This is a genomic window from Devosia sp. 1635 (assembly GCF_013185955.1).
Taxonomy (GTDB): domain Bacteria; phylum Pseudomonadota; class Alphaproteobacteria; order Rhizobiales; family Devosiaceae; genus Devosia.
Map to the genome: position 1 here is coordinate 436116 of NZ_JABAOM010000005.1, position 14571 is coordinate 450686.

Annotated in this window: 19 protein-coding genes, 1 tRNA gene and 1 pseudogene; 13 read left to right on the top strand and 8 right to left on the bottom strand. The window is 60.7% G+C overall.

Annotated elements, in window-relative coordinates; genetic code table 11:
* The first annotated feature begins 160 nt into the window (after positions 1–160).
* The 8 genes and pseudogenes from HRU92_RS18335 (at position 161) to HRU92_RS18365 (ending at position 4200) form a co-directional block, all read left to right on the top strand.
* Positions 161–592, top strand: a complete 432-nt coding sequence (locus HRU92_RS18335; protein ID WP_172122514.1) for a DUF2948 family protein — start codon at positions 161–163, stop codon at positions 590–592.
* Positions 593–607: 15 nt separating this feature from the next.
* Positions 608–1900, top strand: a complete 1293-nt coding sequence (gene hisD, locus HRU92_RS18340; protein ID WP_172122515.1) for a histidinol dehydrogenase — start codon at positions 608–610, stop codon at positions 1898–1900.
* Positions 1901–1908: 8 nt separating this feature from the next.
* Positions 1909–2382, top strand: a pseudogene (locus HRU92_RS20670) (UPF0262 family protein); the annotation flags it as partial.
* Positions 2383–2388: 6 nt separating this feature from the next.
* Positions 2389–2868 carry an arsenate reductase ArsC gene (locus HRU92_RS20675; protein ID WP_349236879.1) on the top strand — a complete coding sequence of 160 codons (480 nt, stop codon included), beginning with the start codon at positions 2389–2391 and terminating at the stop codon, positions 2866–2868.
* A 76-nt stretch (positions 2869–2944) separates the two neighbouring features.
* Positions 2945–3163, top strand: coding sequence for a translation initiation factor IF-1 (gene infA / locus HRU92_RS18350; protein ID WP_127752095.1), 219 nt, complete (start codon positions 2945–2947; stop codon positions 3161–3163).
* Positions 3164–3172: 9 nt separating this feature from the next.
* Positions 3173–3811, top strand: a complete 639-nt coding sequence (locus tag HRU92_RS18355; RefSeq protein WP_172122516.1) for a Maf family nucleotide pyrophosphatase — start codon at positions 3173–3175, stop codon at positions 3809–3811.
* On the top strand, positions 3811–4017 hold the full coding sequence (gene yacG / locus HRU92_RS18360; protein ID WP_127752097.1) for a DNA gyrase inhibitor YacG: 207 nt from the start codon (positions 3811–3813) through the stop codon (positions 4015–4017). The genes HRU92_RS18355 and yacG overlap by 1 nt, the downstream gene beginning before the upstream one ends.
* Positions 4018–4124: 107 nt before the next feature.
* Positions 4125–4200, top strand: a tRNA-Phe gene (locus HRU92_RS18365).
* A 353-nt stretch (positions 4201–4553) separates the two neighbouring features.
* On the opposite strand, the gene HRU92_RS18370 is transcribed toward HRU92_RS18365, so the two are convergent.
* From HRU92_RS18370 to HRU92_RS18380, 3 genes are all read right to left on the bottom strand, one after another.
* Entirely contained in the window at positions 4554–5141 is a 588-nt protein-coding gene (locus HRU92_RS18370) for a DUF308 domain-containing protein (protein WP_173088850.1), read from the bottom strand.
* Positions 5142–5922: 781 nt separating this feature from the next.
* Positions 5923–7287 carry a HAMP domain-containing sensor histidine kinase gene (locus HRU92_RS18375; RefSeq protein WP_172122518.1) on the bottom strand — a complete coding sequence of 455 codons (1365 nt, stop codon included), beginning with the start codon at positions 7285–7287 and terminating at the stop codon, positions 5923–5925.
* The gene (locus tag HRU92_RS18380) at positions 7287–7955 is read right to left on the bottom strand and encodes a response regulator transcription factor (protein WP_172122519.1); all 669 of its coding nucleotides are present in this window, start codon (positions 7953–7955) and stop codon (positions 7287–7289) included. The genes HRU92_RS18375 and HRU92_RS18380 overlap by 1 nt, the downstream gene beginning before the upstream one ends.
* On the opposite strand from HRU92_RS18380, the gene HRU92_RS18385 reads away from it, so the two are divergent.
* The 4 genes from HRU92_RS18385 (at position 7954) to HRU92_RS18400 (ending at position 10818) form a co-directional block, all read left to right on the top strand.
* Positions 7954–8214 (top strand): hypothetical protein, encoded by a 261-nt coding sequence (locus HRU92_RS18385; RefSeq protein ID WP_172122520.1) that lies wholly within the window; start codon positions 7954–7956, stop codon positions 8212–8214. The two genes, HRU92_RS18380 and HRU92_RS18385, sit on opposite strands and share 2 nt — an antisense overlap.
* A gap of 179 nt (positions 8215–8393) precedes the next feature.
* Positions 8394–8774: a hypothetical protein gene (locus HRU92_RS18390; RefSeq protein WP_172122521.1), complete on the top strand. Its 381-nt coding sequence runs from the start codon at positions 8394–8396 to the stop codon at positions 8772–8774.
* Positions 8775–8894: 120 nt separating this feature from the next.
* Positions 8895–10295, top strand: coding sequence for an FAD-containing oxidoreductase (locus HRU92_RS18395; RefSeq protein ID WP_172122522.1), 1401 nt, complete (start codon positions 8895–8897; stop codon positions 10293–10295).
* Between the two features lie 97 nt (positions 10296–10392).
* Positions 10393–10818: an organic hydroperoxide resistance protein gene (locus tag HRU92_RS18400; RefSeq protein ID WP_172124845.1), complete on the top strand. Its 426-nt coding sequence runs from the start codon at positions 10393–10395 to the stop codon at positions 10816–10818.
* A gap of 188 nt (positions 10819–11006) precedes the next feature.
* Here HRU92_RS18400 and HRU92_RS18405 read toward each other — a convergent pair whose 3' ends face one another.
* From HRU92_RS18405 to HRU92_RS18425, 5 genes are read right to left on the bottom strand one after another with little or no spacing between them, the layout of a single operon-like run.
* Positions 11007–11792: a sulfite exporter TauE/SafE family protein gene (locus HRU92_RS18405; RefSeq protein ID WP_173088852.1), complete on the bottom strand. Its 786-nt coding sequence runs from the start codon at positions 11790–11792 to the stop codon at positions 11007–11009.
* A 13-nt stretch (positions 11793–11805) separates the two neighbouring features.
* Positions 11806–12129 (bottom strand): TIGR01244 family sulfur transferase, encoded by a 324-nt coding sequence (locus tag HRU92_RS18410; RefSeq protein ID WP_127752105.1) that lies wholly within the window; start codon positions 12127–12129, stop codon positions 11806–11808.
* 4 nt (positions 12130–12133) lie between these two features.
* Positions 12134–13048 (bottom strand): MBL fold metallo-hydrolase, encoded by a 915-nt coding sequence (locus HRU92_RS18415; protein WP_127752106.1) that lies wholly within the window; start codon positions 13046–13048, stop codon positions 12134–12136.
* A 24-nt stretch (positions 13049–13072) separates the two neighbouring features.
* The gene (locus HRU92_RS18420; RefSeq protein WP_127752107.1) at positions 13073–13510 is read right to left on the bottom strand and encodes a DUF6691 family protein; all 438 of its coding nucleotides are present in this window, start codon (positions 13508–13510) and stop codon (positions 13073–13075) included.
* Positions 13510–13938: a YeeE/YedE thiosulfate transporter family protein gene (locus tag HRU92_RS18425; RefSeq protein ID WP_172124847.1), complete on the bottom strand. Its 429-nt coding sequence runs from the start codon at positions 13936–13938 to the stop codon at positions 13510–13512. Before HRU92_RS18425 ends, HRU92_RS18420 begins: the two co-directional genes overlap by 1 nt.
* 120 nt (positions 13939–14058) lie before the next feature.
* Between HRU92_RS18425 and HRU92_RS18430 the strand changes: the two genes are divergently transcribed.
* Positions 14059–14373 (top strand): metalloregulator ArsR/SmtB family transcription factor, encoded by a 315-nt coding sequence (locus HRU92_RS18430; protein WP_172124849.1) that lies wholly within the window; start codon positions 14059–14061, stop codon positions 14371–14373.
* The last annotated feature ends 198 nt before the right edge of the window (positions 14374–14571 follow it).

Consider the following 14571-nt stretch of genomic DNA (forward strand, 5'->3'; position numbering starts at 1 on the left):
GTGACAATAACGTGACGCAAGAGCTCTGCCGCGCCCAGGCAATGCTCCGGGCCAGCACAGCTTTTCTGAGGGTGGTGACATTGCCCGCGAGGGGGCAAGCTTGTAGATCAGCTAAAGGGTGCCCAGATAGGCGTATTCCCACCCATACAAGGCTTGCCCCATGACCGATCTGAAGCTCCTCGCGCTTGATAGCGAAGATCTGGAAGTGATTTCCGCCCATGTGCAGGATGCCGTGGTGCGGGTCAGCGACATGGGCTATGCCCGCGCCGATCGCCGCTTCGCCCTGCTGATGAACCGCTTCGATTGGGAAAGTGCCGATGCCCGCGGCAAGGGCTTGCGCAAGCGGGCCGGCCTGCACTTCGATAGGGTCAGCCATGTGGCGATTGCCGGTTTTGATCCCAATGCGCGCGATGGCGTCCTGGAATTGCTCGCGGTTACCTTTTCGGTTACCGACGATCCCGCTGGCATTGTCGAACTCAGCTTTGCCGGCGGTGGCACGGTGCGACTGACGGTGGAGTGCCTTGAGGCCCGGCTGGCTGATCTCGGCGCCGCCTGGGCGGCCGCTGCCAAGCCAGCCCACAGTCTCGAGTAACCATAAGGCCGCCTGATGCCCCTTCGCCTAAACACTGCCCAATCCGATTTTGAAGCGCAATTTGCCGCCCTGCTCGGTGGGAAGCGCGAAGCCTCGGTCGAGGTGGGCGATGTTGTTGCCGGCATCATTCGCGATGTGCGCACTTCAGGCGATGCGGCCGTGGTGGAGCTGACCAATCGCTTCGACAAGGCGGGCGTAACCGCCCAGACCCTGCGCTTCACCCCCGAAGAAATAGACGCTGCCGCGGCCCGGGTGAGCGCCGATGTGGTGGCGGCGCTGCAAACCGCCCATGACCGCATTCGCTCGCATCACGAAAAGCAGTTGCCGCAGGATCATGTCTATACCGACGCGTTGGGCGTAACGCTCGGCAGCCGCTGGACGGCCGTAGACGCCGTGGGCATCTATGTGCCGGGTGGCCTGGCCTCCTATCCTTCCTCGGTGCTGATGAACGCCGTACCGGCGCGGGTGGCGGGCGTCGAGCGCATCGCCATGGTGGTGCCCACGCCCAACGGGCAGCTGAGCCCCTCCATTCTGGCGGCAGCGCGCATTGCCGGGGTGTCCGAGATTTATCGTGTTGGCGGTGCCCAGGCGGTGGCCGCTTTGGCCTATGGCACGGCAACCATCGCCCGGGTCGACAAGGTCGTGGGTCCCGGCAATGCCTATGTCGCGGCGGCCAAGCGCCAGGTTTTCGGGCAGGTCGGCATCGACATGATCGCCGGCCCGTCCGAAGTGCTGGTGATCGCCGACGGCTCCGCCAATCCCGCTTGGATAGCGGCCGATCTTATTGCCCAGGCCGAGCATGGCGGCGGTGCCCAATCCATTCTCGTCACCACCGAGCCGGACCTGGCCGACGCGGTTGCGAGCGAAGTGGATCGCCAGCTTTCCTTGCTGCCCAAAGAGGGTCTGGCGCGTGAAGGCTGGGACGAATTTGGCGCCATTATCGTCGTGCGTTCGCTCGGCGAAGCCGTGGAACTGGCCAACCGCATCGCTTCCGAGCATGTGGAACTGGCCGTCGACGATCCGCAGGCGCTGGTGCCCCGCATCCACCATGCCGGCGCGCTGTTCCTGGGCCATCATACACCCGAGGCTATCGGCGATTATGTCGGGGGCTCCAACCATGTGCTGCCCACCGCCCGCTCGGCGCGCTTTGCCTCGGGCCTGGGCGTGCTCGACTTCATGAAGCGCACCTCGATCCTGGGCTGCACGCCGGGTTCGCTCGCGGCGCTTGCTGAGCCCGCCATCACCATTGCCAATGTGGAAGCACTCGAAGGACACGGGCGCTCCATCGCTATTCGGCTAAACCGTTGAGCATTTCGATGGAGCTACGATCGGCAAGCGCGGAAACGGACCGCCTCGTGACGGTCACGCTCGATCCCAACACCATCACCTCGATCAATCCCGACGAGGTGCATGAATGGCGCATTGCCATCTATGACCTCTTGGAAGACAACAGCTTCCGCCCCGCCCGGGTGGATGCTGTTGGCCCCTTTGCGCTGCATATGTCGATCATCGGCAATTACATTGTGCTCGATGTGCGCCATCCCGAAACCTTCCAGCCCATTGCGGCCCATTACCTGTCACTGACCCCGTTCCGCAGCCTGATTCGCGATTATTTCCGCATTCGCGACAGCTATTACGAGGCGATCCGCTCGGCCCAGCCGTTCCAGATCGAGACCGTCGACATGGCCCGCCGGGGCATGCATGACGAGGCGGCTGAGCTGCTGCGCACGCGCCTTGCCAACAAGCTCATTATCGATCTGCCCACCGCGCGGCGCTTGTTCACCCTGGTTTGCGCCGTGCAGCCCTATGCCAGCCGGATCGACCAGCGCAAAAGCGAGCTGCCGAGCGTTTTGTTCGTATGCTCGATGAACTCGGTACGCTCACCGATTGCCGCCGCGCTCGCGCGCCAGCTGTTCCCCGGGCGCCTGCTCGCCCGCTCGGTGGGGGTGAATGGCGGGGTGGCCGACCAGTTCGTCCATGAGGTCATGGCCGAAATCGGCATTGATATGTCGGTGCACACCCCCCATATCCTGGATGAACTCGTCGCCAACCGCTTCGACCTCGTTGTCACCCTTTCGGATGACGCCCCCGGGGCCGTGGAGCGCAAGGGCCTTGAGACCAATGAGGTCCAACATTGGCCCCTGGCTGATCCCTCCAGTGTGGAAGGCAATCGCGAGACAGTTCTTGGGGCCTATCGCGAGCTTCGCGACAGCCTGCGCCGGCGCGTGCGCGAGCAATTGGAGCCACTGGTTTCCGGTGGTTCACAAGTCCCTTGAATTCCGTTAGGTTGCGCGCAATTTCAGGACCCCGGCCGGCAGAACCTGCCCGCTGGGTTTCTTTTCAGGAGTTTTCATGGCGAAAGAAGAAGTCCTTGAGTTTCAAGGCACCGTAGTAGAGCTGCTTCCCAACGCGACCTTCCGGGTCAAGTTGGAAAACGATCACGAGATCATTGCGCACACTTCGGGTCGTATGCGCAAGAACCGCATTCGCGTGCTCACCGGGGACAAGGTGTTGTGTGAAATGACCCCTTATGACCTCACCAAAGGCCGCCTGACTTTCCGCTTCCGGTAAGGCCATTTGATGGCCACCCGTCCGGAACTCATTCTGGCATCTGCCTCGCCCCGGCGTTTGGCTCTGCTCAATCAGATCGGCATCGAGCCTGAGCACCTGGTGCCCACCCATGTCGATGAAACCCCCGAGAAGGCCGAGTTGCCGCGCAAGCTGGCAGCCCGTTTGGCTGATCTCAAGGCACTGACTGCCCAGCACAAGGCCCGCACGGCCGGCTTTGGCGGCGAAGCCTTGGTGCTGGCCGCCGATACGGTGGTGGCGGTGGGCCGGCGCGTCCTGCCCAAGGCCGAAACCATGGAAGAGGCTGCCAATTGCCTCAGCCTCTTGTCGGGCCGCTCGCATCGCGTCTTCACCGCGATCACCGTGCTCACCCCCGGCGGGGCCAAGCGCCAGCGTATCGTGGAAACGCGCCTGCGCTTCAAGCGCCTGTCGGTGCGCGAAATGGAGGCCTATCTCGCCAGTGCCGAATGGCAGGGCAAGGCCGGCGGCTACGCCATCCAGGGCATTGCCGGGGCTTTCGTGATTAAGCTCTCGGGCTCCTATTCCGGGGTTGTCGGGCTGCCCCTGACGGAGACCGCCGCGCTGCTGGCCGGCGAGGGCTATCCCGTGCACTTCAACTGGCTCAACAAATCCAGCCATTCAGGCGTGTGATGGCCCGGTTACCCACAACCAAGCCCTGTCCCATCTGCGGCAAGCCGCCGGTGGAAAAATTCCGCCCCTTCTGCTCGGCGCGCTGCGCCGACGTGGATCTCAACCGCTGGTTTACCGGCGCTTACGCCATCCCGGCCGAGCCCATTGGCGATGGGGAAGGGGGCGCTGGCGTGCCCGACGGCAGCGAGGAAGACGACGAGTTCTAAGCCCAAGACACGATTTGGTTTTCCACACGCTGCTTTGGCTCTTGCACCGGCAAAACCGATCTCCTATAAGGCCCTCGGCTTCAGCCAAGGCGGTTCACCCCGCCACTGCCCGGGTAGCTCAGTTGGTAGAGCAGCGGATTGAAAATCCGCGTGTCACTGGTTCGATTCCGGTCCCGGGCACCACTATTTCTTGTTCGGTTACAGCAGTTCAATGAGGGTTTTGCCATGAGGGCAATGCCTTCAGCGTCCATGCGCGTTGCGCTGCGCTCTCCAGCATTTCCGGGATTTTCTGGACAGCCTCGGCGAATCCATCCGACATGCAATGCGGCATGGCGCGCACGCACAAAGCCCTGCAGCACATTCCTAAGTCTGATCTAGCCGCTTGGTGTGATCAGGACACGCCAGCTTGCATCCCCGCTTTGATGACAGCAACAGAACAAAGGCCAGGCCGCCAGCGCTGAACCTATCAGCGCCTAGGCCGGCACCCCTGCTCATATGCGTTCAAGGGGCGGCTGATCGCCGCCCCGATGCACGGTTCAGTTGGGTACTGCTGCGTGCCCACGAGTGCTCTGGATCGTCAGCCATATGGCTGAGAGCAGGAAGTAGAAGGCGCCAAACGCAGCATAGGGAACAATTGCAGTGATGTCCGGCGGGGTGTCAGCACGCGCCATGACGACGAAGGCCACGCCTGCCAGTGCAGACTGCGCGCCGCTCAGGATCATCACCCACTGGGCCCCTGCCGTTCTCCACCGCCGAGCAGCGGTAACGAGTTGGAACACCCCTGAAAGCGCTGCCCAAATCCCGAAGACAACGAGCACAGTGTTCATGCTCATGCCCAAGGCAAATGCAACAGCAGCGGCCGTAAATACGCCAACGGCGAGGTTCAGGGTCTGGCTCAGATTGGATCCGAGGCCGCCATTTTTTTGTGCATCGAGATAGTTCGCCAGGGCATCCCATGCCGGGTAGGCGACAAGCAAAATGGCAGCCACGGCAGCGTTGCTTCGGCCAATGATCAGTGCCGCCGCGATCCAGCCGATCGAAACTGCTGCGCGGGTGAAGTAATAACTCCGCAGCCAATCGCTGGGGGCGGGGGCCTGGGACTTGGCGGTGGAAAGATCAGTCATGATATGTCTCGATTGTTGTTGGTGTTTGCTGAAAGGTGGGTCGGAAGGTGAGTTGGTCTCGAGGAGGCTTTCGGGTGAACGGATGGCGTTCTTTGCCGAGCCTCGAGGCCCAGCGAGGGTGGCCGGGACCTGGGATGCAGGCTGACGGACGCAGAACTTATTTGCGCCAGCGCCGCAGAAGCTGGTTCCTTTGGGGATCGCCATGCCTGGACGCGAGTAGCGCTGCCCATACGTCAACTGGGTCAGCTTTGGGCCAATCTGTTCCACGATGGGAGTGAAGGCCTGTCCGGGATGGCCAGCAATGATCAGCTAGCGAACTGAGCGTGGAGCAAGTTCGCTCTGGGTGTTAGGCATTTATGAAGATAGCGGGGAGGAGAATACTTCATCTCGGATGTTCCTTGCTGTTGAACATCATCACCCTACGGACCAACAATTGCCCCAACATTGTGGAACCAGATGGGGAAGGTTTGGCGTCTTGCTTTTCTAACTTTGCTTGGCCCTGCGCCAGATGATGATTTCTGGCGTGCAGTGGTGCGGGCCTCTGGCAGCAACAAGGGTGTCCGGGTCGCGGCAGCCCAGGTCAGGCTGGACTGCTTCGGCGACGAGCCTGTATCGTTCAACCAAGGCTGATCGATAACCAAACCCCGAGAGGTTCAACCCGGCCTGATGGTGCCCTTCACCTGTGCGTCGCCGTTTAAAGGGGGGCAGAGCCGCTCGACTGTCCGGGGGTGAACGGATCTTCCGCCTGGAAGCTGTTGCGCCTGCACCAGATCCGCGTTGATCAGGCGCTCTGTGCAACCCGAGTGGGGATCACGGGAAGCGATATTTCGAACAGCGCACCGCCTCCGGGAGCGTCACCTACGGTGATTTTCCCTTTGTGCCTTAGCACAATATCCTTGACGAGGTTCAGGCCAAGTCCCGCACCTTGGTCCAGCGGAACGACGCGGCAGAACGGCTCGAAAATTGCCTCCCTGTTTTCAACCGCTATTCCCGGTCCTGTGTCAGCGACCGTCAGCGAACCTTTGCGGCATACCGCCACCCGTATGTTCGTTTTCCGACCGCCATGGATCACGGCATTCTGGATCAGATTGATCAGGGCCCGCGAGAGCGAGGCCGCGTCCGCGGCAACAGTGACGCTCTCGACCTCGGCATCAAAGGAGATCTCATCGCCTGCTGCAATGGCGAGAGGGGCCATGTCGGCCGTGACTTGCGCCGCCAGGTCAACGAGATCCACCGGCTGCAAGATTGTAAGGTCAGCGTCGAAACGCTCCAGATCAAGCAATTGATTGGCCAGATTGGCCAGGCGCGCCACATCCAGCATCAGTCGGCTGCGCTGCTCGTCGTGCGGCAGTAATTCGATACGGGTCTGCAAGATCGCCACTGGCGTTCGCAGTTCATGTGCCGCATCGGCCAAAAACCGTTGCCGGCGCTCAATGCCGTCATCAAGGCGCTGCAAGGCAGCATTCACAGCACGCACCAGCGAATGCAATTCATCGGGCACATGTTGGAAGGAGAGACGCATGCCGCGCTGGGCGATGTCGATCTGTTCAGCTTCTGCTGCCGCCTTGTTTACACCCCGGAACTGCAGCCTTACGATTAGGGGAATGACCAGAAAGGACACTGCAGTTAGCAGTGCCAGCAGTTGCAAGTACATCGGGCCGCCGGCGGCTGCAAACACTGCCCGGAGCGGTGTATCCGGTCCCCCGGCGGTTGCCACCCAAAGCAAACCTGCGGGGCTGTCCTGGCGCCGCACGATCGTGGCGGGCTGCCCCGGAACATCCATGTCGCCGATGTCAGCCGAATGCAACCGGGTGAGACCGGCAATCAATGGCGCCATCCATTCAGGGATGTCGCCCATCTGGACCGAGGTGCCGTTTGCATCGGCAGCGTAAAACCACATTCCAGGGTATTCAGCCGTCAATCGGATAAGATCCTCGCTGGGGACCAGATCCAGTTGACCGGGCCCCCGGCGCTGGACAGACTCAGCAAAGGACTGGATGACACTGTCATCCAGCCCTTGCTCTGAACTCATCAAGTTCGTCATCGGGATCGATGCAGCAAAGATGAATGCGACCAACGCAATGGCTTGCACCAGGACCAGGTAAATGGTCAGCCTTGCGCGCAGGGAACCCAGTCGCCAGTTCATCAAGATATCGCCCTCAAAAGATATCCCAGTCCGCGGATCGCGTGAATCTCAACTCCGGCGCCGCTGATTTTGTTACGCAAGCGCGAGATGTGGGAGTCGAGGGTGTTGGACGAGATCTCGTCATCATAGCCATAGACTGCTTCTTCCAGCGCGCTGCGAGACACGGTTCGTCCCGAGCGCCGAACAAGGATCTCCAGAGCCAGCAGTTCACGACGGGTAAGGTCAAGCGGCTGCCCCGCTACTTCCGCCTGACGGTCCGTCAAGTTGAATCTGAGCAGACCGACATTGATCGCAGTCTCACCGAACTGAGCTGGGCGTCGCATCACCGCACGCAATCTGGCCATCAACTCGTCGATCAAGAACGGCTTGGGTAAATAGTCATCGGCCCCCGTATCAAGTCCGGCAACCCGTTGCTCTGCCGATCCCATGGCCGAGAGGACAATGACCGGCAAGCCCGGGCGCTCGCGCCTGATCAGAGGGATCAATTTCAATCCCTCCCCATCGGGCAGCTTGCGGTCCAGCAACACGGCGTCATGTACTCCGCTGCGGCATGCTTCCTCTGCAATCTCCAGAGTGGAGGCGTGATCCACTACAATGTCATGCCGGCTCAGCGCGGCGGACAGTGCTGTGGCCATGTCCAGTTCATCTTCGACCAGCAGGATGCGCATGAATTTACTCTTTTGTTTGTACGCTCAACTGTCAATCCTGCGGCTGCGTGATCCGGTGCAGGGTGGGCACTGGGCAGGTCAGTGGAGACAGGAACGAAGCAATGGCGCCGGCACGCGGGATGCCAAAGTTTTCGCTGTCCCCGTCCTTGGACATCCCTATCTGGCGATCCAACCATTGCCCGAACATTGCGGCGCGCACTCTCCTGAACTGTTCGTGGTGACTTGCCGCATCTGGTGGCGCACCGATGTAGCGCCCTGACGTCCCATTGGAGATGACCTCCGCTGTGTGTTGAACGGCGAAGTCACGCGCACAATGCCGTGGGCCTGTAGCGAGAACAGCGACGTTGAAGCGAATAGTTTCGGGAAAGAAATCTCGACAATGTTCGCGCAATGAACAGAGATCAAGTTCGGGGTGTTCAAAACGAAAGGAACACCAAAATGAAATCTCTCTCCTCCGCCAAAGTTATTGCACTTACCCTCGCCCTTCTTGTTGCGTCCCCAACTGCATTTGCAGCGGAAAGCCTGATCTCGGATCGCGCGCTGGACGGCCGGCCCATCTCCGAGATCACCGCCACACTGGCCTCCCGGGGAATTATTGCCACCGAGATCGAAAAATGGGGCAGCGACATCCGCGTTTATGCCCAAGGGCCTGACGGGTCCGGACGTGTGTTGATCCTCGACAAGGACACGCTCCGCCCGCTCAACGCCCCCACTCAGGTTGGTACGAACCTGGATGTAGGCCAGACGCGACCCGCTGCCCGACCGGCCAGCAACGCCTATCGTGTGCCACAGTCGCTATCGGAAAATACCGAAGAGTGAATTCCCATCCGATCCGGGGCGCCACAAGCCCCGGATCCTATGTGCTTTGCACCCGAAAGCGTCCGCCATTCATCTTGGCAACTTCGCCACTCCCGCGCGGCGCTCCTAAAGAGATCTATCATGTCAATTGATTACTCAAGGGCCGATGTTGTGCGCCCGTTCGATGCCATCATCATTGGTGCTGGCCAGGCTGGTCCCTCGCTGGCGTCCCGGCTGGCTGCAGCGGGCATGACCGTTGCGATCATTGAGCGCGACCAAGTGGGTGGAACCTGCGTGAACACCGGTTGCAAGCCGACCAAAACCCTTGTTGCCAGCGCCTATGCAATCCACATGGCAAGGCGGGGCGCCGACTACGGGTTCTCCCGGTCCGACGTCGTCGTCGACATGGCTGCCGTGGCGGCACGCGCCCGCAAGGTCATCCTGGACTCGCGCCAAGGAAACGAAAACTGGCTTGCCAGCATGCCCAATGTCGAGTTGATCCGCGGCCACGCGCGCTTTGAAGCAACCAACATCGTCGTGGTGAACGGAGCCAGGCTCACCGCCCCGCGCATCTTTATCAATGTCGGCGGACGGGCGGTTATTCCGGAGTTGCCCGGGCTCCATGATGTGCCGTTTCTAACCAATAGCGAGATCGTCGCCCTCGAAACCGCTCCTCAGCACCTAATCGTGGTCGGGGGCAGCTATATCGGGCTGGAGTTCGCGCAGATGTATCGCCGCTTCGGCGCGCAGGTCACGATCATCGAACGATCGGATCGGCTGATACCGCGCGAGGATCGGGACATTTCCCAGGCTGTCGAGGAGATCCTCCAAGCCGAAGGCATTTCCGTGCGGACCGGTGCCAATTGCATCGGCTTTCAACGGCATGGCGACGGCGTCGCGGTGTCGGTGGATTGCGAGGTTGATGCCTCTCCGGTGATCGGCAGTCACGTGCTGATCGCGGCTGGGCGCCGGCCCAATACCGATGACCTCGGGCTTGATGCAGCTGGCGTGCTCACCGACGAACGCGGTTACATCACAGTCGACGACCACCTCCAGACCAGTGTGCCCGGAATATGGGCGCTGGGGGACTGCAATGGGCGGGGCGCCTTCACCCATACCGCCTACAACGACTTCGAGATCGTTGCCGCCAATCTGCTTGACGGAGATGACCGGAGGGTCAGCAGCCGGCTGCCCGGTTACGCCCTCTATATAGATCCCCCATTGGCGCGGGTGGGGATGAGTGAGGCTGAGGCGGCCCGGACCGGCAGACGGCTCCTCTTCTCCAAGCGGGCAATGGCCCGCGTTGGCCGCGCCGTGGAAAAAGGGGAAACCCAAGGCTTCATGAAGATCGTCGCCGACGCCGACACACACCGCATCCTGGGTGCGGCAATCCTGGGCACAGGCGGCGACGAGGCCATCCATGGCATTCTCGACATGATGAATGCCGACCAGACTTTCGATAGCTTGCGGTGGGCGGTGCCTATTCATCCCACCGTTTCAGAACTCATTCCGACTCTGCTGCTCGACCTGGCAGAGCCCTGAATTCGTCTCGCCAGCTGCGAAACGATGCCGACACGCACAGTGTCACCCTGAGCGCCCACAAGATGTGGGCCACAAACACCCCCAAAAGGAGACTATGATGTCTGTTGATGTAAAGTATAAGACCTCCGCAACTGCGACTGGTGGACGCGACGGCAAGGCCCGCACCGAGGACGGCCGGGTCGACGTTGTGTTGAGCACACCCAGGGAACTGGGCGGACCGGGCGGTGAAGGCACCAACCCCGAACAATTATTCGCCACCGGCTATTCGGCTTGCTTCCTGGGGGCCCTGAAAGTGGCGGCCCAGCAACTCAAGGTAAAAGTGCCGGCCGAGGCCAGCGTAACGGCCACAGTCGGGATCGGTCCCCGCTCGGAGGGCGGTTTCGGCATCACTGCCGATCTGGTGGTGGCTTTGCCAGGTCTTGATCGTGACGTGGCATCCACGCTCGTGCAGACGGCGCACCAGATCTGTCCTTACTCAAACGCCACCCGCAACAACATCGATGTGGGCCTCTCGGTGGCTTGAGCAAGGGCTTAGGAGAGCCTGCTGATCCTTTTGCTTGTCGGCAGTCCGGTGCAAAGGAAAGTCCTTCTTGCCGGTTTCCCAACAGGGAAACGGGCAAGTCGGTTTCACTCCATGATGAGGGCAGTTCGGCGATGGTCAAACCAGAATCAGGACCTCGGTCTCGAACCTGTACATGGGTGGCCTCCTCTTTAGATGAAGGCGGTAATGGTCTGGGCGGCCATGTAAATGGCGACGGCCACGATCAGACCGGCGAAAGCGGTGTTCAGCAGCCCCTTTTTGCTGGCCATTAAACCAGCAAGCCGCGCGCCAGCCAGTCCACCGACCACCCCGCCACCGATAAACACGGCAGCCAGTGGCCAATCGACCAGGCCCGAAAAGGCGTAGCTCAAGGCAGTGGTGAGCCCGAAGGCGGTGACGGCGACGAGCGATGATCCGATGGCATTGAGGATCGGCATGCCGGTCGAGGCCACAAGACCCGGAACGATCAGGAAGCCGCCGCCGATACCGAAGAAGCCGGAAAAGGCGCCGGTGAGACCGCCATAGCCCAGCACCTTGGGTGCCTTCTCTCGATTGCAGGTGGCGCCAGGTATCCCGGGATCACCCCGCCCGCGGAACATCAGCACGCCTACCACCAGCATGAGGATGGCGAACAGGAACAGCAGCTTGTCGCCGTCCATGGCCTTGCCCAGCGTGGAGCCAAGGAAGGCCCCGGCAATGCCAGCGACGGTGTACATGAGGGCGCAGCGCCAGATCACGTTGCCCTTGCGGGCATGGGTGACAAGGTTGGTGGCAGCGTTGGTGGCGACCGCAAAAGCACTCGTTCCGATGGCCACGTGTGCGACAGGAACCCCCACGACATAGACCATGAGCGGCACAGCCAGAATGGAGCCACCGCCGCCGAACAGGCCGAGGGTGAAGCCCACCAGGCTGCCCGATAGGGCACCAAGCAGGTATTGCAGGGGTTCGAGAAACATCGTCGTCTTTCAGTTACAAAGTGGCAGCGTAGAGGCTGCCGGCGCGCCCACCGGAGCGGCAGTAGCCCAGGATGGGCCCGTCGGTTTCGGCCTTGGCCTGTTCAAAGCGGATGAGCTGACCTTCGGTGAGTTGACCTGACACGGGGATGTGGAATGCCTTGACACCGAACCGCTCGGCGACCTCAGCGATCTGCGCAAAGGATGGCTGATCAGGGTCTTCGTTATCCGGGCGGGCGCAGACGATGGCTTTGTACCCCGCCTCAGCGATGAGCCTGACATCATCAGGCTGGATCTGGGGGGACTGGGCGAACTGGTCGTCGATCTTGTTGATTGCCATGGTGTTACTCCTTGGAGGTGGAGAGCCCATTGATGGGCACTTTGAGGTAAGTCTTGCCGTCATCATCGGCTGGGGGAAGCTGTCCCGCCCGCATGTTGACTTGCAGGGATGGGATGATCAGCTTTGGCATGGAGAGGGTGCTGTCCCGCTCTTCCCGCATCTTGACGAATTCGTCTTCGGACGTGCCGTGGCCGACATGGATGTTGTGATCACGTTGCTCCGCAATTGTGGTTTCCCACTGAATGTCGCGACCGTTCGGCCCATAGTCGTGGCACATGAAGAGCCGCATCTCGCCTGGCAAGGTCAGCAGCCGCTGTATTGACTGGTAGAGTGTACGAGCGTTACCACCGGGAAAGTCGGCACGGGCCGAGCCGCCATCAGGCATGAACAGGGTGTCGCCAACGAATACGGCGTTGCCGATCACATGCACCATGTCTGCCGGCGTATGGCCTGGCGTGAACAGCGTATGGGCGGTCATGGTGCCGATCTGATAGCTGTCGCCATCCTTGAACAGGCGGTCGAACTGCGACCCATCACGCTGGAACTCTGTTCCTTCGTTGAAGATCTTGCCAAAGGTGTCCTGGACCACGCAGATCTGGTCGCCGATCCCGAGCTTGCCGCCTAGCTTGGCCTGGATATAGGGCGCAGCTGATAGGTGATCGGCATGGACGTGGGTTTCGATCAGCCATTCCAGCTTCCAGCCCTTGTCCTGGATGTGCGCGATGATCTTGTCGGCGCCCTCATAGGCAATGTTGCCAGAGGCGTAGTCGAAGTCCATGACGGAATCGATCACGGCACAGGCGTCGGAATGGGGATCCTTGACGATGTAGCTGATGGTGTTGGTCGGCTCGTCGAAGAACGCCACAACTTCCGGTTTCACGCCCAGATCGGGTGCAAATGGAATGGGTTGGGTAGACATGGAATCTCCTTACCAGTTCGAAGGTCAGGCCAAGGCTTGACGGCGGGTGAAAGCCGCCTTGAGCGCATTGGCACCGAGGATGCCGCCGATCATTGCGGCCACGAAAATGAACGGTCTCGGCTCGCCCGTACCTAGTGCAGGGATGGCGCCGCCGGGGCAGAACCCGGCAATGCCCCAGCCGACGCCGAACAGGGCCGAGCCTGCGATAAGCGGCACGTCCAGATCTCGTTTGGTTGGCAAATGGAACTTGCGATCGAACGTCGGAGCGGGGCGCTGCAACACGAACCGGTATCCGACGAAGGTAACGACCAGGGCCGACCCCATGACCAGAAACAGGCTGGGGTCCCAGGTGCCGAACACGTCAAAGAAGTTGAGCACCTTGGCCGGGTTGGCCATCCCGGAGATGGCAATGCCAAGGCCGAAAACAAGGCCGATCGCCGCTGCAGAAACAACGCGGAGCATCAGAAGCCCCCCAGGACATGACGGACGATAAAGACGGTCATGAAGGTCGTCACCATAAAGGTCAGGGTGGCGACAACGGAGCGGGTCGAGAGCCGGGCCATGCCACAAACGCCGTGGCCCGACGTGCAGCCGCCTCCGAAGGTCACGCCGACGCCGACCAGAAGGCCACCAAAAATAATGGCCAAGGAAGGAAGCTCAGCCTGCAGCGGCAAGGACGTGCCCGTGAGCAGTAGGATAAGAACGGGTGCCACAATTGCACCCAGCAAAAAGGCGAGGCGCCAGTCCCAGTCACCTTTTGGCAAGATCACGCCGGTCAGGATACCGGTCATCCCGGCAATCCTGCCGTGGAAGGCCATTAGGGCAACGGCGGCAATTCCAATCAAGGAGCCGCCGAGAAGTGCTTGGGTGGGTGTGAATGATGTTTCCATATGCCTATATGCGGTTCGCTGCGGCGCGTCAGGAATGAACACCTGATCGCCGAAATGTATTTGCCATATATATTAGAATGTTCTAATATGTCAACCATGCAAACCAATGAAGCTCTTGTGATGCAGATCACCGACCTTGAACCCAAGGCAGAAGAAGCTGCTCAGTTGCTGACTGCCATGGCCAATCCGAAGCGACTGCTGGTCTTGTGCAACCTCCTTGAGCAGGAGCGCAGCGTAGGCGAGCTGATCAAGATTGTAGGGCTGGAGCAGTCGCCGCTATCCCAGCATCTGTCGAAGCTGCGAGCGTTAGGGCTGGTCAAGACGCGTCGGGACGGTCAGACCATTTTCTACCGTTTGGCCTCGGAACCGGTCACGCGGGTGCTGACGACGCTCTACGACATTTATTGCCGGTCAAGCGAACCAGCGGGTGATTGAGCTAGATGCTCTGGGGTTATGTACAGTCAGCTTTGGGAATAGTTATTCGAGAAGCCGCCCGTCCTCTTTCCACCCGAGGCTGTGTGAAAACCCCTGATGATGCTATGATCTGGCACTGCTTCGGGGGTGCCATATGGGACGTTTCGTTGAAGCTGTTGACCGTGACCAGGCGAGCTTTTTGCCGGCCTGTCTTGAAGA

Excerpts from the sequence above, each read along its gene's own strand:
- HRU92_RS18335 (WP_172122514.1), top strand. The coding sequence starts at position 161 with ATGACCGATCTGAAGCTCCTCGCGCTTGATAGCGAAGATCTGGAAGTG.
- hisD (WP_172122515.1), top strand. The coding sequence starts at position 608 with ATGCCCCTTCGCCTAAACACTGCCCAATCCGATTTTGAAGCGCAATTT.
- infA (WP_127752095.1), top strand. The coding sequence starts at position 2,945 with ATGGCGAAAGAAGAAGTCCTTGAGTTTCAAGGCACCGTAGTAGAGCTG.
- HRU92_RS18355 (WP_172122516.1), top strand. The coding sequence starts at position 3,173 with ATGGCCACCCGTCCGGAACTCATTCTGGCATCTGCCTCGCCCCGGCGT.
- yacG (WP_127752097.1), top strand. The coding sequence starts at position 3,811 with ATGGCCCGGTTACCCACAACCAAGCCCTGTCCCATCTGCGGCAAGCCG.
- HRU92_RS18370 (WP_173088850.1), bottom strand. The coding sequence starts at position 5,141 with ATGACTGATCTTTCCACCGCCAAGTCCCAGGCCCCCGCCCCCAGCGAT.
- HRU92_RS18375 (WP_172122518.1), bottom strand. The coding sequence starts at position 7,287 with ATGAACTGGCGACTGGGTTCCCTGCGCGCAAGGCTGACCATTTACCTG.
- HRU92_RS18385 (WP_172122520.1), top strand. The coding sequence starts at position 7,954 with ATGAATTTACTCTTTTGTTTGTACGCTCAACTGTCAATCCTGCGGCTG.
- HRU92_RS18380 (WP_172122519.1), bottom strand. The coding sequence starts at position 7,955 with ATGCGCATCCTGCTGGTCGAAGATGAACTGGACATGGCCACAGCACTG.
- HRU92_RS18390 (WP_172122521.1), top strand. The coding sequence starts at position 8,394 with ATGAAATCTCTCTCCTCCGCCAAAGTTATTGCACTTACCCTCGCCCTT.
- HRU92_RS18395 (WP_172122522.1), top strand. The coding sequence starts at position 8,895 with ATGTCAATTGATTACTCAAGGGCCGATGTTGTGCGCCCGTTCGATGCC.
- HRU92_RS18400 (WP_172124845.1), top strand. The coding sequence starts at position 10,393 with ATGTCTGTTGATGTAAAGTATAAGACCTCCGCAACTGCGACTGGTGGA.
- HRU92_RS18405 (WP_173088852.1), bottom strand. The coding sequence starts at position 11,792 with ATGTTTCTCGAACCCCTGCAATACCTGCTTGGTGCCCTATCGGGCAGC.
- HRU92_RS18410 (WP_127752105.1), bottom strand. The coding sequence starts at position 12,129 with ATGGCAATCAACAAGATCGACGACCAGTTCGCCCAGTCCCCCCAGATC.
- HRU92_RS18415 (WP_127752106.1), bottom strand. The coding sequence starts at position 13,048 with ATGTCTACCCAACCCATTCCATTTGCACCCGATCTGGGCGTGAAACCG.
- HRU92_RS18420 (WP_127752107.1), bottom strand. The coding sequence starts at position 13,510 with ATGCTCCGCGTTGTTTCTGCAGCGGCGATCGGCCTTGTTTTCGGCCTT.
- HRU92_RS18425 (WP_172124847.1), bottom strand. The coding sequence starts at position 13,938 with ATGGAAACATCATTCACACCCACCCAAGCACTTCTCGGCGGCTCCTTG.
- HRU92_RS18430 (WP_172124849.1), top strand. The coding sequence starts at position 14,059 with ATGCAGATCACCGACCTTGAACCCAAGGCAGAAGAAGCTGCTCAGTTG.